This window comes from Ectothiorhodospira haloalkaliphila ATCC 51935 (assembly GCF_000633935.1).
Lineage (GTDB): Bacteria > Pseudomonadota > Gammaproteobacteria > Ectothiorhodospirales > Ectothiorhodospiraceae > Ectothiorhodospira > Ectothiorhodospira haloalkaliphila.
On sequence record NZ_KK214998.1, the window covers coordinates 233827 to 257856 of the forward strand.

The 24030-nt window shown below is 64.2% G+C and carries 26 protein-coding genes; 15 read left to right on the forward strand and 11 right to left on the reverse strand.

All coding sequences use genetic code 11. The features are described from left to right. Window positions 1–35: 35 nt before the first annotated feature. The 3 genes from ECTHA_RS0108865 to ECTHA_RS0108875 are packed head-to-tail and all read left to right on the forward strand — an operon-like array spanning window position 36 to window position 2237. The gene (locus tag ECTHA_RS0108865) at window positions 36–773 is read left to right on the forward strand and encodes a type 1 glutamine amidotransferase (RefSeq protein ID WP_025280687.1); all 738 of its coding nucleotides are present in this window, start codon (window positions 36–38) and stop codon (window positions 771–773) included. A 19-nt stretch (window positions 774–792) separates the two neighbouring features. After that, window positions 793–1152, forward strand: coding sequence for a Crp/Fnr family transcriptional regulator (locus ECTHA_RS0108870; protein WP_025280688.1), 360 nt, complete (start codon window positions 793–795; stop codon window positions 1150–1152). Then, entirely contained in the window at window positions 1152–2237 is a 1086-nt protein-coding gene (locus ECTHA_RS0108875) for an AI-2E family transporter (protein WP_025280689.1), read from the forward strand. Before ECTHA_RS0108870 ends, ECTHA_RS0108875 begins: the two co-directional genes overlap by 1 nt. 52 nt (window positions 2238–2289) lie before the next feature. Here ECTHA_RS0108875 and ECTHA_RS0108880 read toward each other — a convergent pair whose 3' ends face one another. The 3 genes from ECTHA_RS0108880 to ECTHA_RS0108890 form a co-directional block, all read right to left on the reverse strand. Continuing rightward, window positions 2290–3705: a PhoH family protein gene (locus ECTHA_RS0108880; protein ID WP_025280690.1), complete on the reverse strand. Its 1416-nt coding sequence runs from the start codon at window positions 3703–3705 to the stop codon at window positions 2290–2292. A gap of 79 nt (window positions 3706–3784) precedes the next feature. Further along, on the reverse strand, window positions 3785–4276 hold the full coding sequence (locus tag ECTHA_RS0108885; RefSeq protein ID WP_025280691.1) for a peroxiredoxin: 492 nt from the start codon (window positions 4274–4276) through the stop codon (window positions 3785–3787). A gap of 35 nt (window positions 4277–4311) precedes the next feature. Further along, window positions 4312–4866 carry a glycine cleavage system transcriptional repressor gene (locus tag ECTHA_RS0108890; protein WP_025280692.1) on the reverse strand — a complete coding sequence of 185 codons (555 nt, stop codon included), beginning with the start codon at window positions 4864–4866 and terminating at the stop codon, window positions 4312–4314. 159 nt (window positions 4867–5025) lie between these two features. Here ECTHA_RS0108890 and dapA point away from each other — a divergent pair, with 159 nt between their 5' ends. Continuing rightward, complete coding sequence (gene dapA / locus ECTHA_RS0108895; RefSeq protein ID WP_025280693.1) at window positions 5026–5919, forward strand: 4-hydroxy-tetrahydrodipicolinate synthase; 894 nt, start codon at window positions 5026–5028, stop codon at window positions 5917–5919. Then, on the forward strand, window positions 5916–7061 hold the full coding sequence (bamC, locus tag ECTHA_RS0108900; RefSeq protein ID WP_025280694.1) for an outer membrane protein assembly factor BamC: 1146 nt from the start codon (window positions 5916–5918) through the stop codon (window positions 7059–7061). The genes dapA and bamC overlap by 4 nt, the downstream gene beginning before the upstream one ends. A gap of 90 nt (window positions 7062–7151) precedes the next feature. On the opposite strand, the gene folE2 is transcribed toward bamC, so the two are convergent. The 8 genes from folE2 to ECTHA_RS0108940 all read right to left on the reverse strand — a co-directional run bounded on the left by folE2 (window position 7152) and on the right by ECTHA_RS0108940 (window position 15228). Continuing rightward, window positions 7152–7988 (reverse strand): GTP cyclohydrolase FolE2, encoded by an 837-nt coding sequence (gene folE2, locus ECTHA_RS0108905; RefSeq protein WP_025280695.1) that lies wholly within the window; start codon window positions 7986–7988, stop codon window positions 7152–7154. Then, window positions 7985–8383 (reverse strand): 6-carboxytetrahydropterin synthase QueD, encoded by a 399-nt coding sequence (gene queD, locus ECTHA_RS0108910; protein ID WP_025280696.1) that lies wholly within the window; start codon window positions 8381–8383, stop codon window positions 7985–7987. Before queD ends, folE2 begins: the two co-directional genes overlap by 4 nt. Window positions 8384–8388: 5 nt before the next feature. Then, window positions 8389–10305, reverse strand: coding sequence for a 1-deoxy-D-xylulose-5-phosphate synthase (gene dxs / locus ECTHA_RS0108915; RefSeq protein WP_025280697.1), 1917 nt, complete (start codon window positions 10303–10305; stop codon window positions 8389–8391). Between the two features lie 69 nt (window positions 10306–10374). Next, the gene (ispA, locus tag ECTHA_RS0108920; protein WP_025280698.1) at window positions 10375–11259 is read right to left on the reverse strand and encodes a (2E,6E)-farnesyl diphosphate synthase; all 885 of its coding nucleotides are present in this window, start codon (window positions 11257–11259) and stop codon (window positions 10375–10377) included. Next, entirely contained in the window at window positions 11260–11520 is a 261-nt protein-coding gene (locus tag ECTHA_RS0108925; protein WP_025280699.1) for an exodeoxyribonuclease VII small subunit, read from the reverse strand. It abuts the gene before it with no gap. Between the two features lie 82 nt (window positions 11521–11602). Continuing rightward, window positions 11603–12964: a DNA repair protein RadA gene (gene radA, locus ECTHA_RS0108930; protein WP_025280700.1), complete on the reverse strand. Its 1362-nt coding sequence runs from the start codon at window positions 12962–12964 to the stop codon at window positions 11603–11605. A gap of 32 nt (window positions 12965–12996) precedes the next feature. After that, window positions 12997–14289, reverse strand: coding sequence for an HlyC/CorC family transporter (locus ECTHA_RS0108935; RefSeq protein WP_025280701.1), 1293 nt, complete (start codon window positions 14287–14289; stop codon window positions 12997–12999). A 117-nt stretch (window positions 14290–14406) separates the two neighbouring features. After that, window positions 14407–15228 carry a cytochrome C assembly family protein gene (locus ECTHA_RS0108940; RefSeq protein ID WP_025280702.1) on the reverse strand — a complete coding sequence of 274 codons (822 nt, stop codon included), beginning with the start codon at window positions 15226–15228 and terminating at the stop codon, window positions 14407–14409. Between the two features lie 168 nt (window positions 15229–15396). Here ECTHA_RS0108940 and ECTHA_RS0108945 point away from each other — a divergent pair, with 168 nt between their 5' ends. The 10 genes from ECTHA_RS0108945 (at window position 15397) to soxX (ending at window position 23909) form a co-directional block, all read left to right on the forward strand. Continuing rightward, the gene (locus ECTHA_RS0108945; RefSeq protein ID WP_025280703.1) at window positions 15397–16164 is read left to right on the forward strand and encodes an MBL fold metallo-hydrolase; all 768 of its coding nucleotides are present in this window, start codon (window positions 15397–15399) and stop codon (window positions 16162–16164) included. Window positions 16165–16198: 34 nt separating this feature from the next. Continuing rightward, window positions 16199–17560: a signal recognition particle protein gene (gene ffh, locus ECTHA_RS0108950; protein WP_026623660.1), complete on the forward strand. Its 1362-nt coding sequence runs from the start codon at window positions 16199–16201 to the stop codon at window positions 17558–17560. A 122-nt stretch (window positions 17561–17682) separates the two neighbouring features. Further along, window positions 17683–17943, forward strand: a complete 261-nt coding sequence (gene rpsP / locus ECTHA_RS0108955; RefSeq protein ID WP_025280704.1) for a 30S ribosomal protein S16 — start codon at window positions 17683–17685, stop codon at window positions 17941–17943. Window positions 17944–17962: 19 nt separating this feature from the next. Beyond that, a complete protein-coding gene (gene rimM / locus ECTHA_RS0108960; RefSeq protein ID WP_025280705.1) occupies window positions 17963–18466 on the forward strand; it encodes a ribosome maturation factor RimM in 504 nt (167 codons plus the stop codon). Between the two features lie 8 nt (window positions 18467–18474). Next, on the forward strand, window positions 18475–19239 hold the full coding sequence (gene trmD, locus ECTHA_RS0108965; protein WP_025280706.1) for a tRNA (guanosine(37)-N1)-methyltransferase TrmD: 765 nt from the start codon (window positions 18475–18477) through the stop codon (window positions 19237–19239). Between the two features lie 13 nt (window positions 19240–19252). Then, entirely contained in the window at window positions 19253–19600 is a 348-nt protein-coding gene (gene rplS, locus ECTHA_RS0108970; protein WP_025280707.1) for a 50S ribosomal protein L19, read from the forward strand. A 26-nt stretch (window positions 19601–19626) separates the two neighbouring features. Next, a complete protein-coding gene (locus ECTHA_RS0108975; protein ID WP_244875624.1) occupies window positions 19627–21432 on the forward strand; it encodes a hypothetical protein in 1806 nt (601 codons plus the stop codon). A gap of 4 nt (window positions 21433–21436) precedes the next feature. Then, window positions 21437–21907, forward strand: a complete 471-nt coding sequence (locus tag ECTHA_RS0108980) for a methylated-DNA--[protein]-cysteine S-methyltransferase (RefSeq protein ID WP_025280708.1) — start codon at window positions 21437–21439, stop codon at window positions 21905–21907. Window positions 21908–22339: 432 nt separating this feature from the next. Further along, window positions 22340–23143: a sulfur oxidation c-type cytochrome SoxA gene (gene soxA, locus ECTHA_RS0108985; RefSeq protein ID WP_025280709.1), complete on the forward strand. Its 804-nt coding sequence runs from the start codon at window positions 22340–22342 to the stop codon at window positions 23141–23143. A gap of 16 nt (window positions 23144–23159) precedes the next feature. Beyond that, window positions 23160–23909 carry a sulfur oxidation c-type cytochrome SoxX gene (gene soxX / locus ECTHA_RS17790; protein ID WP_025280710.1) on the forward strand — a complete coding sequence of 250 codons (750 nt, stop codon included), beginning with the start codon at window positions 23160–23162 and terminating at the stop codon, window positions 23907–23909. The last annotated feature ends 121 nt before the right edge of the window (window positions 23910–24030 follow it).

The window sequence follows — 24030 nt, forward strand, 5'->3', positions numbered from 1 at the left end:
GGGCCTTGGCCCGCGATCTGCGCCAGGAGCCGATGATGAAGAACTACGCGGTTGTTCAGCACACCTATTCGGAGTTTCTCGGCCTGATCGAGACTCAGCTGGAAAAACGGGACATCGGGTTCAGTTATTATCGACCCTTTGTGGGGCAGGGCCTGCCCGGGTCTGCCGGCCAGTTCGATGGTCTGTGGCTGTTGGGTGGCGCCTGGCCCACGGCGGATCAGGACAATAATCCTCAGGTGCCGGATGAGTTGCAGCTCATCCGCATCTTTCAGAAGGCCCGGCGACCGGTGGTGGGCCTGGGAATGGGAGGGCTGCTGGTGGCTCAGGTGGCTGGTGGCAAGGCCGCCATGGAGCCTGCCTATACCAGCGGCTTTGTGACTGCCCGCAAGACCTCTGCCGGGGCCGGAGATGCCCTGGCAGAGGCACTGGATGGCCAGCGGGTTCTGACCCTGTATCATGGTGCTGTCGCCCTGCCCGACGGGCTGGAGCCCATTCTGGTGGACGACGAGGGCCGCTGGCTGGCCGTGAGGCCGGATCCGCTCACCTATGGTCTGCTGTTCCGCCCCGAGATGAAGCCCGGCATGCTGGAAGACATCATCATGGAGCAGGGGCACAATCCACCCCCGGGGATCACGGAACTGCTGGTGGAGGCCCGGCGGGAGTGGAGCGGCATGCAAAAGATCACTGACCAGGTGGTGATGGCGCTGGTCACCGAACTGCAACTGATGCAGGAGCGTCGCAAGATGCCCGTGTTCAGCCTGAAGATGGAGTAACTGCTTGAACGTGTCTGGAATGAACCCTCTTCGCAAGGATCCACAGCAACGCCTGATGGGGTTGTACCGGGATTTGCCCGACGCGGAACGGGAAATGCTGCTGGCCTTTGCCGAGTTTCTGGCCACCCGTGGTGGCCGTAAGGATGTGCCGGTGCCCGAGCCTCAGGCCATACCGCGGCCGGAAGAGGAGACAGTGATCAAGGCCATGAAGCGTCTGTCGAGTACCTACCCCATGCTGGACAAGGCCCGGTTGCTCAACGAGACCTCCATGCTGATGAGTCAACACATGCTCCAGGGGCGCGAGGCACGGGAGGTCATTGATGACCTGGAGGCAGTGTTCGCGCGTCATTATCGTGAGTTGTGCGAGGGCGGGCAATGATGATTCCGGTGCTGAAACGCTGGTATGACCGGCATTTCTCCGATCCGCAGGTGGTGATCCTGGCGTTCCTGCTCACGGTGGGATTTGCCATCGTCATCTTCGCCGGCAAGTTGTTGGCGCCCCTGCTGGCCAGCGTGATCTTTGCCTATCTGCTGGAGGGCGCGGTGCGCCAGCTGCAGAACTGGCGTATCCCGCGGATGCCGGCCGTTGTGATTGTCTTTCTGCTGTTCCTCACCGTGCTGGTGGCCACGCTGTTGCTGGTGGTGCCGGTGCTCAGTCAGCAGATCACCCAGTTGGTGCGTGAGTTGCCGACGATGGTGGCCCAGGGGCAGAACATCCTGCTGCAGTTACCGGAACGTTATCCCCAGTTCATCACCGAGGAGCAGGTGCGGGAGATCATGGGTTCCATCCGGGCCGAGTCGGTGGCCCTGGGGCAGCGCATGGTGAATATCACGCTGGCTTCGGCGGTGCATGTGGCCACGATCATGGTGTATCTGGTGATTGTGCCGCTGATGGTGTTTTTCCTGCTCAAGGACAGGGACGCCATCCTGGGGTGGATCACCGGCTTTCTGCCTCGGGATCGGGCACTGGCGACGGAGGTGTGGCAGGAGGTGAACCTGAAGATCGCCAGCTACGTGCGCGGCAAATTCATCGAAATCCTCATCGTCTGGGCGGCCAGTTATCTCACCTTCATCTTCTTTGACCTGAACTATGCGCTGCTGTTGTCCTTCACGGTGGGTGTGTCGGTGATCATCCCCTATGTGGGGGCTGCGGTGGTGACCATTCCGGTGGCCCTAGTGGCCTATTTCCAGTTCGGGGTGAGCAGCGAATTCACTTATGTGCTGATCGCCTATGCGGTGATCCAGTTCCTGGATGGCAATGTGCTGGTGCCCTTGTTGTTCTCTGAGGTGGTCAACCTGCATCCGGTGGCCATCATTGCAGCGGTGATGATCTTTGGTGGCATCTGGGGCCTTTGGGGGGTGTTCTTCGCCATCCCGCTGGCCACCCTGATCCAGGCCGTCATCCGCTCCTGGCCCCGCTACGAGAACATCCCGGAAGAAGAAGCCCAGGACGAAGCCGCCTGATCGGGACAGCTCTGGGGGTTGTGGGAGCGGGCCTCGCCCGCGAAGGCCTGGCTTACAAGTTCGTGGAGGCAAAATCTGCCAGGCGGGAGCGTTCGCCGCGCTGCAGGGTGATGTGGCCGCTGTGTTCCCAGTGCTTGAAGCGGTCCACGACAAAGGTGAGGCCGGAGTTGGTCTCGGTGAGGTAGGGGGTGTCGATCTGGCCCACATTGCCCAGGCACACCACCTTGGTGCCGGGCCCGGCGCGGGTGATCAGGGTCTTCATCTGCTTGGGGGTGAGGTTCTGGGCCTCGTCCAGGATGACGTAGCGGTTGAGGAAGGTGCGGCCGCGCATGAAGTTCAGTGAGCGGATCTTCACCCGGCTCTTGAGCAGTTCCTGCGTGGCGGCACGGCCCCAGTCGCCGCCGCTGTCGGATTGGGTGAGCACCTCCAGATTATCCATCAGCGCCCCCATCCAGGGGGCCATCTTCTCCTCCTCTGTACCCGGTAGAAAGCCGATGTCCTCGCCCACGGGCACTGTTACCCGGGTCATGATGATCTCCTTGTAGAGATTCTCCTCCAGGGTCTGCGCCAGGCCGGCGGCCAGGGTGAGCAGGGTCTTGCCCGTGCCGGCAGCACCCACCAGGCTGACGAAGTCCACTTCCGGGTCCATGAGCAGGTTCAGGGCAAAGTTCTGCTCCCGGTTGCGGGCGTTGATGCCCCACACCGTGTGACGCGGTCCGGTGTAGTCCCGGACCATTTCCACCACCGCCGTGCTGGTCTTCACCTGACGGACCATGGCCAGAAAGGTCGGCTCGTCGGTGCGATACAGGAACTGGCTGGGGTGCCATTGCTCGGTGATGGGGCCGGTGATGCGATAGAAGGTGCGCCCGCTTTCCTGCCAGGAGTCCATGGCCTTGACGTGGCTGTCCCAGAAGTCCGGGGGCAGCTCGTGGGTGCCGGCGTAGAGCAGGTTGACGTCGTCCAGTACCTGGTCGTTGTAGTAATCCTCCGCATGGATGCCCAGGACGGTGGCCTTGATGCGCAGGTTGATGTCCTTGGAGACCAGGGTGACGCACTGGTCAGGGCGCTCCTGCTGCAGGGTGAGGGCGGTGCCGAGGATGGTGTGATCGGGGGTGTTCCCGGGCAGGGTATCCGGCAGCCTGCTGGCCATGGCGTGGGTCTGGAACAGTAGCCTCCCCCGACCGTTGAGGTCGGCTTGATCGGCAAAGCCGACACCCGTCAGGGGCAGGCCGCGGGCAATGTCTTCCTGGCGGGCGTCGCCCATGAGTTCGTCAATGAAGCGGCTCACCTGCCGCACGTTGCGGGCCACTTCGGAGATGCCCTTCTTGCCCCGGTCCAGTTCCTCCAGTACCACCATGGGCAGGTAGATGTCGTGTTCCTTGAAGCGGAACAGGGCGGTGGGGTCGTGCATGAGCACGTTGGTGTCCAGGACGAACAGACGCTTGCCGTGGATCTCTTTTTTCACCATGCCGTCTTTACCATGGATGCGCCCTGGAAGGAGTTGATGACAGGAAGGCCCTGGTTTCGTCCCGGTCTGGCGAGCCCGGTTACCGGTCCAGCGATTCCAGGGCCTCGATGACTGCGTTCACATGCCCGGGGACCTTGACCTTGCGCCATTCCTGGCGCAACACACCCTGGCGGTCGATGAGGAAGGTGGAACGCTCGATGCCGCGCACCTGTTTACCGTACATGTTTTTCAGTTTCATGACGCCAAACAGTTCGCAGACCCGTTCGTCCTCGTCCGATAGCAGCTCAAAGGGGAATCCATACTTGCATTTGAACTTGTCGTGGGACTTGAGGGAGTCCCGCGAGATCCCCAGTACCCGGGCCCCGGCCTGTTCCAGGCGTGCGTACTGTTCGGTGAAGTCCTTGCCCTCGGTGGTACAGCCCGGGGTGTCGTCCCGGGGGTAGAAATACAGCACCAGGTGCCGGTCGCCCAGCAGGTCCGACAGGCGCACCGGCTGGTCATGGCCGGTGGCGGGCAGCTCGAAATCCGGCACGGGCTGGTCGACGGCGACCTGGGGGGTGGGCTGGGACATGGGCTGTTCCTCCAGAGCGTGGGGTGGCGGGGCGGTTATCCCTTGATCGGTTCGATCACGCCATCCAGGTTCAGTTCATCGCACAGATCCAGAAAATCCTCCCGCAGTGAGGCGATGTGCTCGGTGGCGGGGATCTCCACGGACAGGTGGGCCGTGAACATGGGGGTGGAGGAATGCGCGGCGGTGTAGGCCTGGCTGTTCATCTCGCGGATGGTCACCCCACGGGAGGAGAAGAAGCCCACCAACTGGTGAACGATCCCCGGCTGGTCCAGGGCGATGACGTCCACGGAGTACGGCAGGCTGTGCCCTTCCCGTTGCCCGGGGCCGGTGCGTCGGGTATGCACGTCCAGGCTCTGCTGTCGGGCCAGGGTGACCAGGGCGCCGTCCAGCTTGCTGAGGGTGTTCCAGTTGCCGGAGACCAGCAGGGTAGCGGTGAAAGCGTTCCCCAGTACGGCCATGTGACTGTCCTGCACGCTGCATCCACTGTCGAGTATCGCCCGCGTGAGGTGGTCGAGCAGCCCGGGCTGTTGTTCGCCCATGGCCGAGATGAGTAGATGGGTACTACGGGAGTGACGCGGGGATTGGGGCATCCTGGGGGAGTCCGGTGCGGCTGATCCCTGAGATTATCAAGGAGCCCGTGGGTAAAGCCACCGTGGTGGTGGGGCTTGGCGGGCCAGGCATGCCATCACGCTTGATGGGGGAGGGGGTGGACATTACTATGTGGGCCTGTATCGAGTGTGGAGGTTTCGATGTTTCACGGCAGCATGGTGGCTCTGGCCACGCCCATGAACGAGGACGGTTCCCTCGCCGAGGCGGCGCTGGAGGCGCTGGTGGAGTTCCACGTGGACAATGGCACGGATGCCATCGTCGCTGTGGGTACCACCGGTGAGTCCGCCACCCTGGATGTGCGTGAGCATTGTCAGGTGGTGCGCCAGGTGGTGGAGTTCGCCAAGGGCAGGGTACCGGTGATCGCCGGCACGGGGGCCAACTCCACTTCGGAGGCCATTGAGCTCACCCGCCTGGCCATGCAGTCCGGCGCTGACGCCTGCCTGCTGGTGACGCCCTACTACAACAAGCCCACCCAGGAAGGGCTTTACCGCCACTTCAAGGCCGTCGCCGATGCAGTGCCCATCGCCCAGATTCTCTACAACGTGCCCGGCCGCACGGCGGTGGATCTGCTGCCCGAGACGGTGGAGCGTCTGTCCAGCATTTCCAACATCATTGGCCTCAAGGAGGCCACTGGCGATGTTCAGCGGGCACGGGATGTGCTCGGGTTGTGTGGCGACCGGCTGGATCTTTACAGCGGAGATGATCCCACCTCCCGGGACTTCATGCTGGCCGGTGGGCGGGGGATCATCTCGGTGACCGCCAATGTGGCCCCCCGGGCGATGCATGAGATGTGCAAGGCGGCCCTGGCCGGTGATCCGGCCGCTGCCGAGGCTGCCGAGGCACCCGTCAGGGGCCTGCACCAGGCCCTGTTCGTGGAGTCCAACCCCATCCCGGTGAAGTGGGCACTCCATGAGATGGGGCTGATTCCGCCGGGGATCCGCCTGCCCCTGACGCCCCTGTCCGAGCACCTGCGCGAGCCCTTGCGCGAAGCCCTTCTGGCTGCACACATTCCCCTGAGTTCCTCGCATTCATGAAAGCATCATCGGTATTCCCAAAGCCCCGGCACCTGCTGCCGGTCCTGGCTGGTGCCCTTTTGATCAGTGGCTGTGGCCTGCTGGGTGAGCGCGACAGCGCCAATCGGGGTGAAACACGCCCGCTGGAAGTGCCACCTGATCTGGTGGCGCCGGAGGTGGACCCCGCGTTTCGAATCCCGGAAGCCCCGAGCGGCCGTGTGAGCGCCCGGGAGGCCCCCAGCGATGTCGGCACCCAGGTAGAAGAAGCGCCGCGGGACACCCGAGCACTCAGCGAGCAGGTGCTGACCTTTCCGGAGGGAATTCGCGTGCTCCGTGATGGGCCCGTGCGCTGGCTGGAAGTGGATATGCCCCCGGACGAGCTCTGGCCGCGTCTGCGCGCCTTCTTCAACGAGCAGGATGTGCCCCTGGCCCGGGACGAGCCGCGTCAGGGGCTGCTGGAGACCGAATGGATGCAGATGCAGGCTGGCGTACCCATCGAGGGTGGCATTCGCCAGTTGATTGGTCGCGTGTTCGGGGATTCCTATGATGCCAGCACGCGGGATCAATTCCGGGTGCGGGTGGAGCCGGAGGGTGAGTCGGCCGCTACGGTCTTCGTCAGTCATCGCAGTACCCGCGAGGTGGCGGTGAGCCAGGATGACGTGCGCTGGCAGATGGCACCGGCGGATCCCGAAGCCGAGGCCCGTATGCTGGTGCAGATCATGAGCTATCTGGGCCCGGAGGAAGAACGGGCCGTGCAGGCGGTGGCCGAGGCGCAGGATGTGACCCCCTCGCTGCGGATCACGCAGATGGACGGCGAGCCGGTGCTGGAGATTCAGGATCGATTCCTGGGCGTATGGCGTCGGTTGGGGGTGATGCTGGATCGCGCCTCCCTGCTGGTGGACGATCAGGACCGCAGCGCCGGCACCTACTTCGTGACCTACCGTCCGGAACGGGGCGAGAGGGAAGGTGGCTTCCTGAGCCGCCTGTTCGGTCGGGACGAAACGCCCACCCTGCGCCGGGACACCCAATACCGCATCCTGCTCGGAGAAGTGGATGAGCGTGTGCGGGTGGTGGCGCGCGATCAGCAGGGTGAGATGCTGGATGCCCAGGAGGCCGAGGCCGTGCTGGAACGCATTCGGGAACAGTTCGAAGGGATTGAATGATACGCATGACGCATCAGGCGGCCATCCGGCCGCCTGATGATGGGCGCTGAGCTCGGGTCCGCGTTCAGATGACCGGGCTGATCCCCGGGCTCAGACCTTGGCCAGTGCCAATGCTTCCAGTTCCTTGTCCCGTTCGATCAGGGCGTAGGCAGAGTGGTTGTGGATGGATTCGAAGTTCTCCGACGATACGGAGTAGGCGGACACCCGTTCATCCCGGTTCAGACGCACGGCAATATCCCGCACCAGATCTTCCACGAATTTTGGATTGTCATAAGCCCGCTCCGTGACATATTTTTCATCCGGGCGCTTGAGCAGTCCGTAGAGTTCACAGGAGGCCTCCTTCTCCACCAGGTCGATGAGCTCCTCCACCCACATGAAATCCTTGATGCGCACGTTCACGGTCACGTGCGAGCGCTGGTTGTGGGCGCCGTACTCGGAGATGCCCTTCGAGCAGGGACACAGACTGGTGACGGGTACCAGCACCTGGATGTTCATCTGCGGCTTGCCATCCTGGATCACACCAATGAATGTGACATCGTAGTCCATGAGGCTGCACACCCCGGTGACGGGGGCAGGTTTGTTGACGAAATACGGGAAGTTCATCTCGATATGCCCGGCGGCGGCTTCCAGGCGCTCAGCCATTTCATGCAGCATGAGCTTGAAGGTTTCCACCGTGATCTCTCGCTCGTGGGCATTGAGGATGTCCACGAAACGTGACATGTGCGTGCCCTTGAAATCATGGGGCAGGTTCACATACATGGAAAAGTGCGCCACCGTGTGCTGGTCGGCACCAGTACGATCGGTTACCCGCACCGGGTGCCGGATGTCCTTGATGCCCACCTTGTTGATGGGGATCTCGCGGGTATCGGCGCTGGCCTGAACGTCGGGGATGGCCGGCGTGATCAACTTGGGAACGATTGTGCTCATGGGGCTGAGTCCTTTGACTGGTCTTCCGAGTACCGCACACAGGCCCTCTCGGTTTCCCACAGGGTGATGGCGCTGACCCTGACGTTGGGGGCATCGAGTCGCGCCGCCATTTCGCGGAAAAACCACTGGGCAATGTTCTCGGCGGTAGGGTTCACGTCCCGGAAGGGCTCCAGGTCATTCAGATATTGGTGATCCAGTTGGCCGGCAATCTCGCGCGCCAACCCCTTGATGGTCTTGAAGTCCACCGCCATGCCCAATCTGTCCAGCCGAGACGCCTCCACCTCGGCTTCCACCTTCCAGTTGTGGCCGTGCAGCCGAGCGCAATCTCCGGGGTAGTCCCGCAGGGTGTGCGCTGACGCGAAATCGGTCAGCACCTTGAGAGTATATTTGGACACCGCGATTAAACTTGACCAATTTGCTCGGATATTACGCCACCGGCGGCGCCGGCACAAGCCTGGGGGCCCAGGCGTTTGCGAATGGCCGACTCGATGCTGTCTGTGTCGAGGCCGGCGTCGGTCAGCAGTTCCTCGCGGGTGCCGTGGCTCTGGAAACGATCCGGCAGACCCAGATGCAGCAGGCGCACGGCGATGTCATGAGAGGCCAGGCACTCAGCCACGGCACTGCCCGCGCCACCGGCGACCACGTTGTCCTCCACGGTGACCAGCAGGTCATGTTCCCGGGCCGCTTCCAGCACCCGCTGCTCGTCAAGGGGTTTCACGAAACGCATGTTGATCACGGTCGCGCCCAGTCGTTCGCCCACATCCAGCGCCTGGGCCAGCGGGGTGCCAAAGGCCAGGATGGCCACGCCTTTGCCGCGGCGGCGCACCTCCGCCTGACCCACGGGCAAGGGGATGAGGCCCGCTTCGGGCAGCACGCCAGGGCCCTTGCCACGGGGGTAGCGCACGGCGGCGGGCTGGTCCAGAAGAAAACCGGTGGAGAGCATGCGCCGACATTCGTTCTCGTCTGCCGGGGCCATGATGACCATGTTGGGGATGCAGCGCAGGAAAGAGATATCGAAACTCCCGGCGTGGGTGGGGCCATCGGGGCCCACTACGCCGGCACGGTCGACGGCGAACAGCACGGGAAGGTTCTGCAGGGCCACGTCGTGGATCAGCTGGTCATAACCCCGTTGCAGGAAAGAAGAGTAGATGGCCACCACCGGCTTGACGCCCTCGCAGGCCATGCCGGCGGCGAGAGTGATGGCATGCTGCTCGGCGATGCCCACGTCGTGGTAGCGGTCCGGGAAGCGCTCCACATAGGCAGTCATGCCCGAGCCTTCGCTCATGGCGGGGGTGATGGCCACCATTCGCTCGTCTGCTTCAGCCTGGTCGCACAACCACTGGCCGAACACCTGGGTGTAGGTGGGTGAGCCGCCGCCCTTGCCGCCCTGAATGCCCTGGTTGGGGTCAAAGCTGCCTACCCCGTGGTAGGTGCAGGGATCCTCTTCGGCCGGCGCGTAACCGCGCCCCTTATGGGTGACCACATGTAGCAGGATCGGCCCTTCCATGGTGTAGATGTTGCGCAGCATCTTGACCAGGCCATTCACATCGTGGCCGTCCACCGGGCCGAAGTAGTTCAGTCCCAGTTCTTCGAACAGGGTGCTGGGGACGATCATGCCCTTCACATGCTCCTCGGCGCGGCGCATGAATTCGCGCATGGGGGGCATGTGGTTCAGCACCCGCTTGCTGCCTTCGCGCATGCTGGAATACATGGGGCCGGAAAGCAGGCTCGCCAGATGACGGTTCAAAGCGCCCACGTTGGCCGAGATGGACATGTTGTTGTCATTGAGCACGACCACCAGGTCGGCCTTTTCGTCGCCAGCGTGGTTGAGGGCCTCAAAGGCCATGCCGGCGGTCATGGCACCATCGCCGATGATGGCCACGGACTTGCGTCGCTCGCCCTGCTGGCGCGCCCCCAGGGCCATACCCAGGGCGGCGCTGATGGAAGTGCTGGAATGGCCAACGCCAAAACAGTCGAAACAGCTTTCGTCACGCTTGGGGAATCCGGCCAGCCCGCCCTTCTGGCGCAAGGACTTCATGGCGTCGCGGCGGCCACTGAGGATCTTGTGGGGGTAGCTCTGGTGACCGACATCCCAGACCAGGCGGTCCTCGGGTGTGTTGAATACATGGTGCAGGGCGATGGTGAGCTCTACCGTACCCAGGTTGGCGGCCAGGTGGCCGCCCGTGCGGGAAACGGATTCCAGCAGAAAGGCTCGCATCTCCTCGGCCAGGGAGGAGAGTTCATCCGTGGACCAGCCGCGGATATCCTCCGGGCTGTGGATGCGCGAGAGCAGGGGATACGAATCAGTCTGGGTCATCTCACTGCCATTCGGAGGAAAACTTTCATTATCGTGACGGGTGGCCGGGTGTGCAACCCGAATCCCCCCTCAATTGATGCGCTCGACGATGAACCGGGCGATCCAGCGCAGCAGATCGGCCCGCTCATCCAGGCCCGCAATGCCCTCCAGGGCGCGGTCCACCAGTTCCCGGGCCTGCTGCTTGGAGGATTCCAGGCCAATGATGGCCGGGTAGGTGGCCTTGCCCAGAGCCTGGTCGGCCCCCTGGGTCTTGCCCAGGGTCTGGGTATCGCCTTCCACGTCCAGAATGTCGTCGCGAATCTGGAAGGCCAGGCCGATGCACTTGGCGAAGCGGTCCAGGCCATCAAGGGTGTGCGGATCCACGTCAGGGCGACTGTTCGCCCCCATCAGCACGGCGGCCCGGATCAGGGCGCCCGTCTTGTGCACGTGCATGCCTTCCAGTTCGGCGATGTCCAGTTGCTTGCCGGCGGAGCCCAGGTCGATGGCCTGACCACCCACCATGCCCCGGGAGCCAGAGGCCCGGGCCAGTTGTTCCACCATGCGCAGACGGGCAGAAGGGTCATCCACCATGTGAGGGTCGGTGGCCAGGATCTGGAAAGCCAGGGCCTGCAGGGCGTCTCCCACCAGTATGGCAGTGGCATCGTCGTAGGCCTTGTGGCAGGTGGGCTTGCCGCGGCGCAGGTCGTCGTCATCCATGGCCGGCAGGTCGTCGTGCACCAGGGAATACACGTGGATCAGTTCCACGGCACAGGCGGGGCCGTCCAGTTGATCCAGGGGAACGCCCAGAGCGGTTCCGGTGGCGTAGGTCAGTACCGGCCGAATGCGCTTGCCACCGTCCAGGGCAGAGTAGCGCATGGCTTCATGCAGCCGGCCAGGCAGGATGTTTGACTCGGGCAGCCAGCCAGCCAGGGCGGCTTCAACCCGTTTTTGCAGCTCGGAAATACGTGATTCCACTCAGTCTTCTCCGTCCGGGCCCGCTGGTTCGGGCATGTCGAGATCGATCTCGGTGCCATCCTCGGTGAGTCGGCGCACCTTCTGTTCTGCCTCGGTCAGGGCCTTCTGGCAGCGGCGGGTGAGCGCGATCCCGCGCTCGAATTCCTTCAGCGAGGCCTCCAGCGACAGTTCCCCTTGTTCCATGCGGCCCACCAGGGCCTCCAGGGACTCCAGGTCCTTTTCAAACTCGGCCGGATTGTCGGGTGTGTCGCTTGTGGTCATTCTGTGCCTCTGGCTGGGGTGGAATGATACGCGAAGCAAAGGGTAGCACGAAGCGCTGTCGTGGTTGCTGCGGTGGCCGGTCTCAGATCACGTCCAGAACCTGGGAAAGGCGGCTGGCGGCAGTGACCTCCATGCCCTGGATGGGCTTGCGCGGCGCATTGCCGGCGGGCACCACGGCGCGGGTGAAGCCGTGCTTGGCCGCCTCCCGCAGGCGCTCCTCGCCATTGGGCACCGGGCGGATCTCGCCGGCCAGGCCCACCTCGCCGAAGCTCACCAGTTCATGGGGCAGGGGGCGGTCGCGGAAGCTGGACAGGGCCGAGAGCAGCATGGGCAGATCGGCGGCGGTTTCCGTGACCCGCACGCCACCCACCACATTGACGAAGACGTCCTGATCATAGAGGGCGAGGCCGCCGTGACGATGCAGCACCGCCAGGAGCATGGCAAGGCGGTTCTGTTCCAGGCCGACGGTCACCCGCCGGGGCTGGGGAGCGTGGCTCTCGGCCACCAGGGCCTGCACCTCCACCATCAGTGGTCGCGTACCCTCGCGGGTCACCATGATCACGCTGCCGGGTACCGGTTCCTCGTGACGTGACAGGAAGATGGCCGAGGGGTTGCTTACCGGCTTGAGGCCGGTCTCCAGCATGGCGAAGACCCCCAGCTCGTTCACCGCGCCAAAACGGTTTTTCACCGCCCGGAGCACCCGGTAGCGGCCACCGGGATCCCCCTCGAAATAAAGCACCGTATCCACCATGTGCTCCAGTACGCGTGGGCCAGCGATCTGACCCTCCTTGGTCACGTGGCCGACGATGAACACGGCGGTTCCGGTCTGCTTGGCATAGCGCACCAACACCGCCGCGCTCTCGCGCACCTGGGCCACCGAGCCCGGGGCCGATTGCAGTTGTTCGGAGTGGATCGTCTGGATCGAGTCCACCACCATGACCTGGGGCTTCTCCCGTTGGGCGTGTTCAATGATGCGCTCCACGCAGGTCTCGGTGAGCAGGCGCAGATCGTCGCAGGGCAGGCCCAGGCGGCGTCCGCGCAGGGAGACCTGTTCGGGGGATTCCTCGCCGGTTACATAGAGACTGGCCAGGTCGGGCAGGGTGGCCAGGGCCTGCAGGAGCAGGGTGGACTTGCCAATCCCCGGGTCACCGCCGATGAGCACCACCGAGCCCTGCACCAGTCCGCCGCCCAGGGCGCGGTCCAGTTCCGAGATGCCGGTGGTGTTGCGGGCGTCGCCCTCGGTGGTCACCTCGCCCAGGCGCTTCACCTGGGCCGGGCCGCCGGCATAGCCGGCGAAACGGCTGCCGGTGGCGGCAATGGGTGCCGATCGGGACGCGACTTCCTCCAGCGTGTTCCAGGCGCCGCAGTCGGGGCACTGGCCAGCCCATTTGGGGGACAGGGCTCCACAGGCGGTGCATTGATGCTGTACGCGGGGCTTGGCCATGATCCTGGTTCCGTGTGTCGCCGTGGGCGGAATCAAGGACTGGTGCTGTCCTGGCCCCCGTCCCTGGTGGGCAGGCGCGGGCTGACGCGCACGGTCTTGATGGCGTTGCTTTTCACGTGGACGATTTCGATGGGATAGCGGTCGATGAGTACGCTGGTATTGGCATCGGGGATCGTCTCCAGATACTCCAGCAACATGCCGTTCAGGGTGCGTGGGCCGTCCACCGGGAACCGGGACCCGAGGATGCGGTTGAGCTCCCGCAGGTGGATGGTGGCATCCACCAGATAGCTGCCATCCTCCTGAGGGAGTACTTCGGGCGAGACCGCGGACGGGTCTGTGGTGAACTCGCCCACCACCTCCTCCAGCAGGTCTTCCAGGGTGACCAGGCCCTCGATGTCGCCGTACTCATCCACCACCAGGCCGATGCGTCGCTGCTCGCGCTGAAAGTTGAGTAGCTGGCGATTGAGATTGGTGCCCTGGGGGATGAAATAGGGCTCGCGCAGGCTGGCGCGCAGCTGGGCTGCCGAGAATTCATGCCGGTACACCATGGGCAACACTCGCCGCAGGTGTATGAAACCCAGCATGTTGTCCACATTGCCCTTGAAAACCGGCAGACGGGTGTACTGGCTGTGGATGATCTGGTCCTCGATCTCTTCCCAGTCATCCTCCAGATCGATCCCCACGATCTCGTTGCGCGGCACCATGATGTCTTCCACGGTGGCCTTTTCCAGGTCCAGCAGGTTCACCAGCATGCGCTGGTGGCGGGCCGGGATCAGGCTGCCGGCCTCGTTCACGGCCACCCGCAATTCCTCACTGGACAGTGCCTGATGGGCACGGTTCTCGGCACGCACACCCACGGCACGCAATACGCCATTGGCCACGAGGTTGACGGTCCATACCAGCGGATAGGCCACTACCAGCAGGGGAGTGAATACATACGCGGCCGGGTAGGCCACGCGATCCGAGTGCAGGGCGGCCAGCGTCTTGGGGGCCACCTCGGCAAACACCAGCAAAGTGAGGGTGAGCAGGCCCGTGGCTACAGCCACCCCCACGTCGCCATACACCCTGAAGCCGATATAGGTGGCCAGCTGGGTAATCAGGATGTTGACGAAGTTATTGCCTAGCAGGATCAGGCCGATGAGTCGATCCGGCTTGTCCAGCAGTTTCTGGGCGCGGCGTGCACCGCCATGGCCCGCCTGCGCCATGTGGCGCATGCGATAGCGGTTCAACGCCATCAAGGCGGTTTCCGACCCGGAGAAAAAGGCCGAACAGATGAACAGCACCACCAGCACGGCAGCCAGTGCGCCTAAGGGAATATTTTCCAAGGTCGCTTCAGCACCTCAGGGGGAGGTTTCGCACCACCGGCATTACACGGAGACGCCGGCCGACCTGTCAAGGGCTGCCATTGTCCCCGTGTGCCTGGGCGAGGCGTGCGGGAGGGTTCAGGCGATGCCCAGCATCACTTCCATGACGAGCTTGGTGCCCACGTAGGCCACCACGAGCCAGGCAAATCCCATGAGCGTCCAGCGCACGGCCTTGCGACCACGCCAGCCGAAGCGGAAGCGCCCGAATAGAAGGATGGCAAACACCACCCAGGCGATGAGGGCAAACACCACCTTGTGGGCCAGTTGCTGAGCGAGGATGTCTTCCAGCACGAACAGGCCCGTTCCCAGTGCCGCGGTGAGAAAGATGAAGCCCCAGCCGATGATGTGGAACAGCATGGAATCCATCATCGACAGCGGTGGCAGCGCCCGGATCAGCCCGCCGGGACGATGGTTGTGCAGGCTGTAGTTCTGTAGGGCCAGCAGACCCGCCTGGATGGCGGCGATGGTGAGCAGACTGAAGGCGATCATGGCCAGCAGCATGTGGGCGCGCAGCCCGGGGTCGGCCACCGTGGCGGTGGGTGCGCCGCCGGCCAGGGCCATCTCCAGCGCTACGGTCACCCCGGCAAATGGCAGCAGGATGATGCCCAGCACATGGATGGGGTGTCGCAGTGACCAGACAAACAGGAACACGGCGATGATCCAGGCCGTCATCGATACAACGCTGAAGACCCCGATACCGAAGCCGTTGGCTCCGAACATGAAGTGGTAGAGCACCAGGGCGTGCAGGACGATGGCGGCGCCCCACGCGGAGAACAGCAGGAGCCGGCCCTTGTCCGAGGGCGGCTCCCCGCCGGCAGCACGGCGCAGCCGCTGCATCAGCAGGGCTCCACTCATGAAGTAGAACACGGTGGCGAGTAATCCGAAGGCGGCTACGAGCATGCGGGGATTCCAAACCTTAAATTTCGACCGAGAATCATTGCACAAAATCGGAGTCCGGTGAAGGTGCATGCGTCTCGCAACCTCTCCTTGGCTTGGTCAGCGCCTTTGCAGCCATGCTACGATCATGGCCCATGGCGTTCAGTGCCGCGGACGGGAGATGCGCAGACCATGGAGATCAAGGTGCTGGGATGCAGTGGCGGGATCGGCGCGGGTCGGCGCACATCGGCGCTGCTGGTGGATGATGACATCCTCATCGACTGCGGTACGGGGGTGGCGGATCTGTCCCTGGAAGCCATGGCGCGCCTGCGCCACGTATTCATTACCCACACCCATCTGGATCACATCGCCTGCCTGCCGCTGTTGGTGGATACCCTGTTCAGCCGCCTGCAATCCAGGCCCCTGGTGATCCATACCCGCTCCGATTGCATGCGCATCATTCATCACCACATCTTCAATTGGCAGATCTGGCCCGATTTTTTCGAGCTGCCGGAGCGTGAGCGCCCTGTGGTCCGTTTCGAGGAGATGGATGCTGCCCGCCCCCTGGATATCGAGGGTCGGCGGGTGCACATGCTGCCAGCCACGCATACGGTGCCGGCGGTGGGTTACCGGGTGGAGGATGACCGTGGCGCTTTCGCCTTCACCGGTGATACCACCAGCAATGACGATTTATGGACCGCCCTGAATGATCACGCAGGCCTGGACTTGCTGATGGTGGAATGTGCGTTCCCCGAGTCGGAACGTGACCTGGGGCGTCGTGCCGGCCATTACTGCCCCAGTCTGCTGGCCCAGGACCTGGTCAAGCTGCGGCACCGGCCACGGGTGGGCATCAGTCATCTCAAGCCCGGTGCAGAGTCCGAGACCTTCGAGGATTTGCGGCGGCGACTGCCCGAGCGGGATCTGGTGCGCCTCGGCAGCGGGGATGTATTCAAGATATAATCCGCGCCTTTACTGACGTTCCAGGCAGGTTTCCATGTTTGACAGCCTTTCAGATCGCCTTCAGGGCACTATCAAGCGCCTGCGCGGGCAGTCGCGACTGACCGAGGAAAACGTCCAGGAGACCATCCGGGAGGTGCGCAAGGCGCTCCTGGAGGCGGACGTGGCGCTGCCGGTGGTGCGGGAGTTCATTGCCCGGGTCAAGGAGCGGGCGGTGGGCCAGGAGGTGCTGGCCAGCCTGACCCCGGGGCAGGCCCTGGTGAAGGTGGTCAACGACGAGTTGATTGCCGTCATGGGCGATGGCAACGATGAAATCAATCTGAATGTCCAGCCCCCGGCGGTCATCCTCATGGCCGGTCTGCAGGGGGCGGGCAAGACCACCACCGTAGGCAAGCTCTCCCGCTGGCTGGCAGAGCGCAAGGACAAGAAGGTGATGGTGGCCAGTTGTGACGTCTACCGGCCCGCCGCCATCCGCCAGCTGCAGACCGTGGCAGGCGAGGTGGGCGCCGATTTCTTCCCCAGCGACGCGGGGCAGGACCCGGTGGATATCGCCAAGGCCGCTCTGGAGCAGGCCCGCAAGCAGCACCGGGATGTACTCATCATTGACACCGCCGGCCGGCTGCACGTGGATGCCGAGATGATGGACGAGATCCGGCGTCTGCATGAGGCTCTGGATCCTGCCGAGACCCTGTTCGTGGTGGACAGCATGACCGGTCAGGACGCTGCCAATACCGCCAAGGCCTTCAATGATGCCCTGCCGCTGACGGGGGTGGTGCTCACCAAGGCTGATGGCGACGCCCGTGGCGGTGCTGCCCTGTCGGTGCGGCACATCACCGGCAAGCCCATCAAGTTCCTGGGCATGGGGGAGAAGACCACGGCCCTGGAGCCCTTCCACCCGGACCGGGTGGCCTCGCGCATCCTGGGTATGGGCGATGTGGTGAGCCTGGTGGAGGAGGCCACCCGCCAGGTGGATCAGGACAAGGCGGAAAAGCTGGCCCGCAAGATCAAGAAAGGCAAGAGCTTCGACCTGGAGGACCTGCGGGATCAGTTGGGGCAGATGTCCAAGATGGGGGGTGTGAATTCCCTCCTGGAGAAGCTGCCCGGCACCGGGGATCTGCCGGATGCCATCAAGAACAAGGCCCACGACAAGGACATGGGCCGCATGGTGGCCATCATCAACTCCATGACCCCCAAGGAGCGTCGTCATCCCGAGATCATCAAGGGGCGACGCAAGCGGCGCATCGCCGCCGGTTCCGGCACGCAGGTGCAGGACGTGAACCGGCTGCTCAAGCAGCACATGCAGATGAGCAAGATGGTGAAACAGTTTTCCAAGGGCGGCATGAACAAGATGATGAAGTCCCTGAAGGGCCGCATGCCGGGCGGTCGCATGCCCTTTTGATCCCGAGATGGCAGGGGGCGCCCTGGCGCCCCTACTTGTGCCCGGGGGCGGCGTGTGTATAATGCCGCGTTTCTCCGGGGAAACCCCCGCTCGGAATACCTGACAAGCAGGGCTAAGCGCAGATGGTAACGATTCGACTTGCTCGCGGTGGCGCCAAGAAGGCGCCCTTCTACAAAATTGTGGTCACCGACTCCTGCAGTCGCCGTGATAGCGGCTACATTGAGCGCCTGGGTTACTTCAACCCGGTGGCGCGTGGCCAGGAAGTGCGTTTGCACATGGACAGCGAGCGCATGGAGCACTGGCTGTCCAAGGGTGCCCAGACCTCCGAACGCGTGGCCAAGCTGCTGAAGGAATTCCAGAAGCAGAACCAGGCTGCCGCCTAAGGCAGCACGGGGCAGGCACGTGGGCTCGGACCCGATTGTTGTTGGCCGGATCTCGGGCGTTCACGGCGTTCGTGGCTGGGTCAAGCTCTTCTCCGAGACCGACCCGCGTGATCGCATCCTGCAGTACGAGCCCCTGCTCATGGAGCGGAATGGGCAATGGCAGTCCGTCACTCTGGAAGACGGACGCCCCCAGGGTAAGGGGGTGGTTGCCAAGTTTGCGGGCATGGACGATCGGGATGTGGCGGCGACCTATGTGGGTTGCCAGCTGGCCATCCGGCCGGAACAGCTCGAGCCGCTGCCCGAAGGCGAGTACTACTGGGCAGACCTGGTCGGCCTGGGAGTGGAGACAGTGGGTGGCATCTCCCTGGGTCGGGTGGAAAACCTGATCCAGACCGGTGCCAATGACGTATTGGTGGTTCGTGGCGACCGGGAACGCCTGATTCCGTACTTGCGGGGGCAGGTGATCCATGAGATCGACCTGGACGCCGGCCGGATGCGAGTGGACTGGGATCCGGATTTCTAGGATCCCCCATGCGATTCGATGTCATCAGCGTGTTTCCCGAGTGGGTTGCTTCAGTGACTCATTGCGGTGTGACCGGGCGGGCCCGGGAGCGGGGATTGCTGTCCCTGCAGTGCTGGGATCCAAGATGCTTCACCGAGGATCGCCATCGCACCGTGGATGATCGCCCCTATGGCGGTGGTCCGGGGATGGTGATGAAGGTGGAGCCGCTGCGTCGCGCCATTCGCGCGGCTCGCGAGGCCGACCCACGGCCGGCCAGGGTGCTGTACATGAGCCCACAGGGGCGCCCCCTGGATCAGGCCGCCGTCCATGAGATGGCCAGCCGGTCCAGGCTGATCCTGCTGGCGGGTCGCTATGAAGGCATTGATGAGCGCCTTGTCCAGCTGGAAGTGGATGAGGAATGGTCCATCGGTGATTATGTGCTGTCCGGCGGCGAGCTGGCAGCCATGGTCCTGATGGATGCCTGTGCCCGGTTGTTGCCGGGGGCCCTGGGAGGCGAGGATTCCGCCGCCCAGGACTCTTTTGCCACGGGCCTGCTGGACTGCCCGCACTACACCCGCCCGGAGGTGATCGACGGGCTGGAAGTGCCCCGGGTTCTGCGCAGCGGCGATCACGGACGGATCGAGCGTTGGCGTCGCAAGCAGGCCCTGGGGCGTACCTGGGAGCGCCGCCCGGACATACTGGCGCGGCAGGAATTGAGTCAGGCGGATCGCCGCCTGCTGGAAGAATATCAACGCGAGCATGCCGAGGGGCAGGCCGCGCCGAGCAGTGACTGACAGGGGTCAAACCATGAGTAACATCATCCAGCAACTGGACGCCGAGCAGATGAACCGCAAGGTGCCCGACTTTACCCCTGGCGACACCGTGGTCGTCCAGGTGAAGGTGAAGGAAGGTAACCGCGAGCGTCTGCAGGCCTTTGAAGGCGTGTGCATCGCCAAGCGTAACCGCGGCATCAACTCCGCCTTTACCGTGCGCAAGGTATCCCACGGCGAAGGTGTGGAGCGTGTCTTCCAGACCTACAGCCCGTCGGTGGCGGAGATCCAGGTCAAGCGTCGCGGTAAGGTGCGTCGTGCCAAGCTGTACTACCTGCGTGGTCGCACCGGCAAGGCCGCTCGCATCAAGGAAGACGTCAAGTAAGTCCGGCCCTCCTGGGTTACATCCGCATGGCTCGTTCAAAGCGTCCCGGCTTGCCGGGACGCTTTGTCGTGCGTGTGGTGACGGCCATGCCGCGTGGTCTGGTGCTGCTGTGTCTCCTGCTGGTATGCATCACGCCGGCACAGGCCGACCGGGTTGTCGACGAGGCCATGGCCATGGCCCGTGTGGGTGCTGCGGAACTGGCCCTGAACCTGCTGGCACGGGAGACGCCGGACCCCCGCGCCGAACCCGTGCGCTGGATGGAACGGGAGCAGGCCCGCATCGAAATCCTTGGCATGAACGGTCGCTGGGAGCAGGTGGTGGAACGCACCGCCCGGGTCCCGGTGGAGATGCCGGTGGACTTCGTCATCTGGACCCGCACCCGGCAGGCCCACGCCCTCGTCTCACTGGGGCGTGGTGAGGAGGCTCGCGATGTGTTGCGGCCCCTGATCTGGTTCGGCAGCCACAACGCCAGTGAGAGCTGGTTTCGGTCCTGGCGTCGACTGGTGGCCGAATCCTACATTCTCGACGACCGCCCCGAGGATGCCCTCACCGCCCTGCAGCGCTACCGCTTTGATTATCCCGATGACGTGGCGCGGGTGGCCCTGATGGAGGCCCGCCTGCTGCTGAGCCTGGGAAGGCCCCGCGAGGCGGTGGATGCCCTGGATGGCCGTGACGGTCATGAGGCCGATGCGCTGCGCCTGCTGGCCCGTCTGCGTGCTGGCGACCTTTCCGCCGCAGACTCCCAGGCGCGGGCCCTCGCCCGTGCCCGGGACGTGGGACGGGATACCCGGGACGGGGCCCGGTATCAGGCTGTGGCCGCACTTGCTGCCCGGTCCGTCGGTGACAGCGCCGAGGGGCTCGCCATCATGGAACGCGCCCTGGCGTCCCAGCGATACCTGGGGGAGAGTGATGATGCCTTTCGCCTCTCTGCCGATCTGCTCTGGGAGCACTACGCCCGACTGGGCGAGCGTGAGGCCAACCGTCGGCAGTGGCTGCTGGGTAATGACGCAGGTTGGTTTGAACGCGCCGCGCAACTGCAGAACCGCGAACCCCATCTGTCTCGCGGGCTGCTGGCCCTGGTGGCCTTGAGATCCCCTTCGGCTTCGGGCCGGGAACAGGCCCACCGTCACCTGGGCGAGCAACTGGTGCGGGTGGAGGGCCATGGCCAGGCACTGCTCCATGCCCTGTATCTGGGGGAGGGACCTTTTGGCAGTCCCGAGCGGGTACCGGATCCGGTACGGCACCTGCTTGTGGAGCAGGCCCTGGAGCAGGGGGATCTTGCGACCGCCTCGGCCCTCATGGCCGGTCTGCGCCGCCCTCCCGAGGGGGTGGACCCCTTCGACTGGGGCCTGCGCCGGGCCCGCACCCTCATCCTCAGCGGCCAGGAGCAGGCGGGCATCGACGGGCTCTATGACGTGCTCTCCGGTGTGCGTCGTCTGGATGCCGAGAGGGCCGACCGTTTCATGCAGGTGATGTTCGACCTGCAGACCGTGGGCCGCCACGACGAGGCTCTGAACCTGTTCCGGGCCCTGGCGCCCCGGCTGGCAGAGTCCCGGCAATTGCGCGAGTTGTGGTTCTGGAAGGCGGACTCCCATCGTGCCCTGGATGCCCATGAGCAGGCGGCACGCCACTATCTGCGCTCGGCCATGGCCGGCAACAGCACCGATCTTTGGGGCCTGAGTGCCCGCTTCCAGGCCGCGCAGTCCCTGGCCGATGCGGGCCTGGTGGACGATGCCCGGGCTCTGTACGAAGACCTCCTGGACCGGGCCACCGAGCCGGGCCGACGGATCATGCTCCGTCAGCGCCTCCAGCAGTTGCTGCTGGTGGAGTAGCCGGATGCCATCCCGGGCGGTGATCGACACCCCCCTGGGGCACATTGCCCTGACCTGGGATGACGATGGCCTGACGGCCCTGGATTACGTTTCCGACGCACCCGTCTCAACACCATCGCCCTCATCAGGCCTGGCCGCCGAGACCATCCGGCAGCTGCGGCAGTATTTCCAGGATCCCGCCTTCGGTTTCCATCTCCCCCTGTCCCCCCAGGGCACGCCCTTCCAGCAGCGTGTGTGGGCAGCCCTGTGCCGCATTCCCCCGGGCGCCCCGATCACCTACGGTCAGCTTGCCCGGCACCTGAACACCGGCCCCCGGGCCATCGGCGGCGCCTGCCGCCGAAATCCCCTGCCCATCATCATCCCCTGTCATCGCGTCGTCCCCGCCCACGGCGGCCTGGGCGGCTATGGCGGCGCCACCCGGGGCGCCGGCCCTCGCATCAAGCAATGGCTCCTCGTCCACGAAAAAACCCTCTGATCCCCTGAGATGGCTCCTGCCCCCTTGTGGGAGCGGGCCTGCCCGCGAAAGGGGACGGCACACAGCCTCGGTGCCCCCCATTCGCGGCCAAGGGCCGCTCCCACAAAAGCCCCTTTCTGAGCCACCTATGAATCTTCCTCCACACACCCTATGCCATGTGGGAGCGGGCCTTGCCCGCGAACGGGGAGGGCACACAAGCCCGGTGCCCCCTATTCGCGGCCAAGGGTCGCTCCCACAAAAGCCCCCTCTGAGCTACCTCTCGATCCTCGTCCCTTCCATAAGAAATTACTAATGGTTATGTGTTTATTCCATATCGATTGACATTTGCCAACGCTGGACGCAGTCTATGGCTGGGCGCTTCCATCACCACCCGGGCACAGGGGGCCGGAGGGGCGCCACATGACCAGAATAAAAGCGCGGAGGATTTGGAACATGTTCAAGCATGTATTGATCGCTACGGCCTTGGCCGGGAGCGTGGTCGGGGGGGCGGCCGCGTCGGACTCGCCCTACCTCACCGGCCGGGAACAGCTCATGATGCTGGCGGATGACAACCCGGCAGAGCTCACCGAGTGGCGGGGGGAGGATCTGTATCACGAGCCCAGAGGGCCCAGGAACGTATCTCTGGAGCAGTGTGACTTCGGCCTCGGCCCTGGTGTGCTCGAGGGGGCCTATGTGCAGATGCCCCGGTATTTCGAGGACACCGGCCGCGTCATGGATCTGGAGAGCCGCATCATCCACTGCATGAAGACACTGCAGGGCTTCACCGAGGAGGATGACCCCGTTGCGCGCAAGCACTCGTCGGATACGCGCGAGGCGGACCTGGTGGCCATCTACACCTACGTGGCCGCCCAGTCCAACGGTATGGCCTGGAACCCACCCATGGACCACCCCATGGAACGGCTCACCCGGGATGCCGGCGAGGTGCTCTTCCACCGCCGCGCCGGGAGCATGGATTTTGGTTGCGTGTCCTGCCATAGCGAACCCCGCAAGCGCATTCGCCTCTCGTTCCTGCCGGTGACCTCCAACCAGGAGGAGTGGTCCAAGGCCATCTCCTGGCCTGCTTACCGCATCGGCCACGGTGTGGTGAGAAGTTCACAGCACCGCGTACGGGGTTGCTACTACCAGATGCGCCAGGCTGGCGTGAAGTTCGGTTCCGATGCGTCCATTGCGATCCTCTCTTACTGGACCGATCAGGCCCGGGGCGGTGAGGCCACATTGCCGGATCTGAAGCGCTGATAAGGGGGGAGAAGAGATGACCAACAAGACAAGATATACGGCCTGCATGGGCCTGGCCCTGTCGGCCGGCCTGCTCGCCGGCTGCGTACAGGTGGGTGCCCAGAACGATGAAAAAAGGGATTTCACGAAGATGTCTCCGGAGGAGTATGCCGATTACCTGATCTTCGAGTCGGATAGCTTCAACCTGGCTCAAGAGGTTCAGGAGGGTGGCACCGCGCGGGAACGCATGCAGCAGGATGAGCTGCAACGCCTGTGCAGCGAGACCCGCAACCGCCCCCACGGGGAGATCGCCACGCGCATCGTCACCATGGCCCGGGCCAGCTTTCAATACCCGGAGGACGGCATCCAGCTGGGCGACTGGGAGAAGGGCCGTGAACTGGCCCGCAGCGGCTACGGGTTCCGCATCGGCCACAACTACGACAACCCGGAACGTACCGTAGGCGGCAACTGCTATGCGTGCCACCAGATGGACCCGGAAGAGCTGGCCTACGGGAACATCGGCCCGAGCCTGAGCAATTACGGTGAGCTGCGTGGCAACACCGAGGCGGTGCGACGGTTCGTTTACGAGATGATCTACAACCCCCACGCCTACTTCCCCTGCACTTCCATGCCGCGCATGGGTCATAACGAGTTCCTCACCCAGGATTCCATTTCCCACATCATGGCCTACCTGCTGGATGCCGAGTCCCCGGTGAATGCCCGCAAGAAGGACCCGGATGCGGAGGTGGATCCGGCGGCCGCCCCGTCCGGGGATACGGGTTTCTGATCCCCGGCAATCCCTGTGGGAGCGGGCCTTGCCCGCGAAGGCGGCAGGCACAAAGCTCAGGCAGGTCGCTGCTATCCCAGCGATTCGCTGGCAGGCCAGCTCCCACAGGAAGCCCCACAAC

What these genes read in the sequence shown, in the direction of transcription:
- ECTHA_RS0108890 (WP_025280692.1), bottom strand. Translation starts at nt 4,866, where the DNA reads ATGCCCCAATCCCCGCGTCACTCCCGTAGTACCCATCTACTCATCTCG.
- ECTHA_RS0108975 (WP_244875624.1), top strand. Translation starts at nt 19,627, where the DNA reads ATGGCTCGTTCAAAGCGTCCCGGCTTGCCGGGACGCTTTGTCGTGCGT.
- ECTHA_RS0108945 (WP_025280703.1), top strand. Translation starts at nt 15,397, where the DNA reads ATGGAGATCAAGGTGCTGGGATGCAGTGGCGGGATCGGCGCGGGTCGG.
- ECTHA_RS0108875 (WP_025280689.1), top strand. Translation starts at nt 1,152, where the DNA reads ATGATTCCGGTGCTGAAACGCTGGTATGACCGGCATTTCTCCGATCCG.
- dxs (WP_025280697.1), bottom strand. Translation starts at nt 10,305, where the DNA reads ATGACCCAGACTGATTCGTATCCCCTGCTCTCGCGCATCCACAGCCCG.
- trmD (WP_025280706.1), top strand. Translation starts at nt 18,475, where the DNA reads ATGCGATTCGATGTCATCAGCGTGTTTCCCGAGTGGGTTGCTTCAGTG.
- ECTHA_RS0108880 (WP_025280690.1), bottom strand. Translation starts at nt 3,705, where the DNA reads ATGGTGAAAAAAGAGATCCACGGCAAGCGTCTGTTCGTCCTGGACACC.
- rplS (WP_025280707.1), top strand. Translation starts at nt 19,253, where the DNA reads ATGAGTAACATCATCCAGCAACTGGACGCCGAGCAGATGAACCGCAAG.
- ECTHA_RS0108925 (WP_025280699.1), bottom strand. Translation starts at nt 11,520, where the DNA reads ATGACCACAAGCGACACACCCGACAATCCGGCCGAGTTTGAAAAGGAC.
- soxX (WP_025280710.1), top strand. Translation starts at nt 23,160, where the DNA reads ATGACCAACAAGACAAGATATACGGCCTGCATGGGCCTGGCCCTGTCG.
- bamC (WP_025280694.1), top strand. Translation starts at nt 5,916, where the DNA reads ATGAAAGCATCATCGGTATTCCCAAAGCCCCGGCACCTGCTGCCGGTC.
- ECTHA_RS0108865 (WP_025280687.1), top strand. Translation starts at nt 36, where the DNA reads ATGAAGAACTACGCGGTTGTTCAGCACACCTATTCGGAGTTTCTCGGC.
- dapA (WP_025280693.1), top strand. Translation starts at nt 5,026, where the DNA reads ATGTTTCACGGCAGCATGGTGGCTCTGGCCACGCCCATGAACGAGGAC.
- ECTHA_RS0108980 (WP_025280708.1), top strand. Translation starts at nt 21,437, where the DNA reads ATGCCATCCCGGGCGGTGATCGACACCCCCCTGGGGCACATTGCCCTG.
- ffh (WP_026623660.1), top strand. Translation starts at nt 16,199, where the DNA reads ATGTTTGACAGCCTTTCAGATCGCCTTCAGGGCACTATCAAGCGCCTG.
- radA (WP_025280700.1), bottom strand. Translation starts at nt 12,964, where the DNA reads ATGGCCAAGCCCCGCGTACAGCATCAATGCACCGCCTGTGGAGCCCTG.
- ECTHA_RS0108940 (WP_025280702.1), bottom strand. Translation starts at nt 15,228, where the DNA reads ATGCTCGTAGCCGCCTTCGGATTACTCGCCACCGTGTTCTACTTCATG.
- soxA (WP_025280709.1), top strand. Translation starts at nt 22,340, where the DNA reads ATGTTCAAGCATGTATTGATCGCTACGGCCTTGGCCGGGAGCGTGGTC.
- rpsP (WP_025280704.1), top strand. Translation starts at nt 17,683, where the DNA reads ATGGTAACGATTCGACTTGCTCGCGGTGGCGCCAAGAAGGCGCCCTTC.
- ECTHA_RS0108870 (WP_025280688.1), top strand. Translation starts at nt 793, where the DNA reads ATGAACCCTCTTCGCAAGGATCCACAGCAACGCCTGATGGGGTTGTAC.
- ECTHA_RS0108885 (WP_025280691.1), bottom strand. Translation starts at nt 4,276, where the DNA reads ATGTCCCAGCCCACCCCCCAGGTCGCCGTCGACCAGCCCGTGCCGGAT.
- folE2 (WP_025280695.1), bottom strand. Translation starts at nt 7,988, where the DNA reads ATGAGCACAATCGTTCCCAAGTTGATCACGCCGGCCATCCCCGACGTT.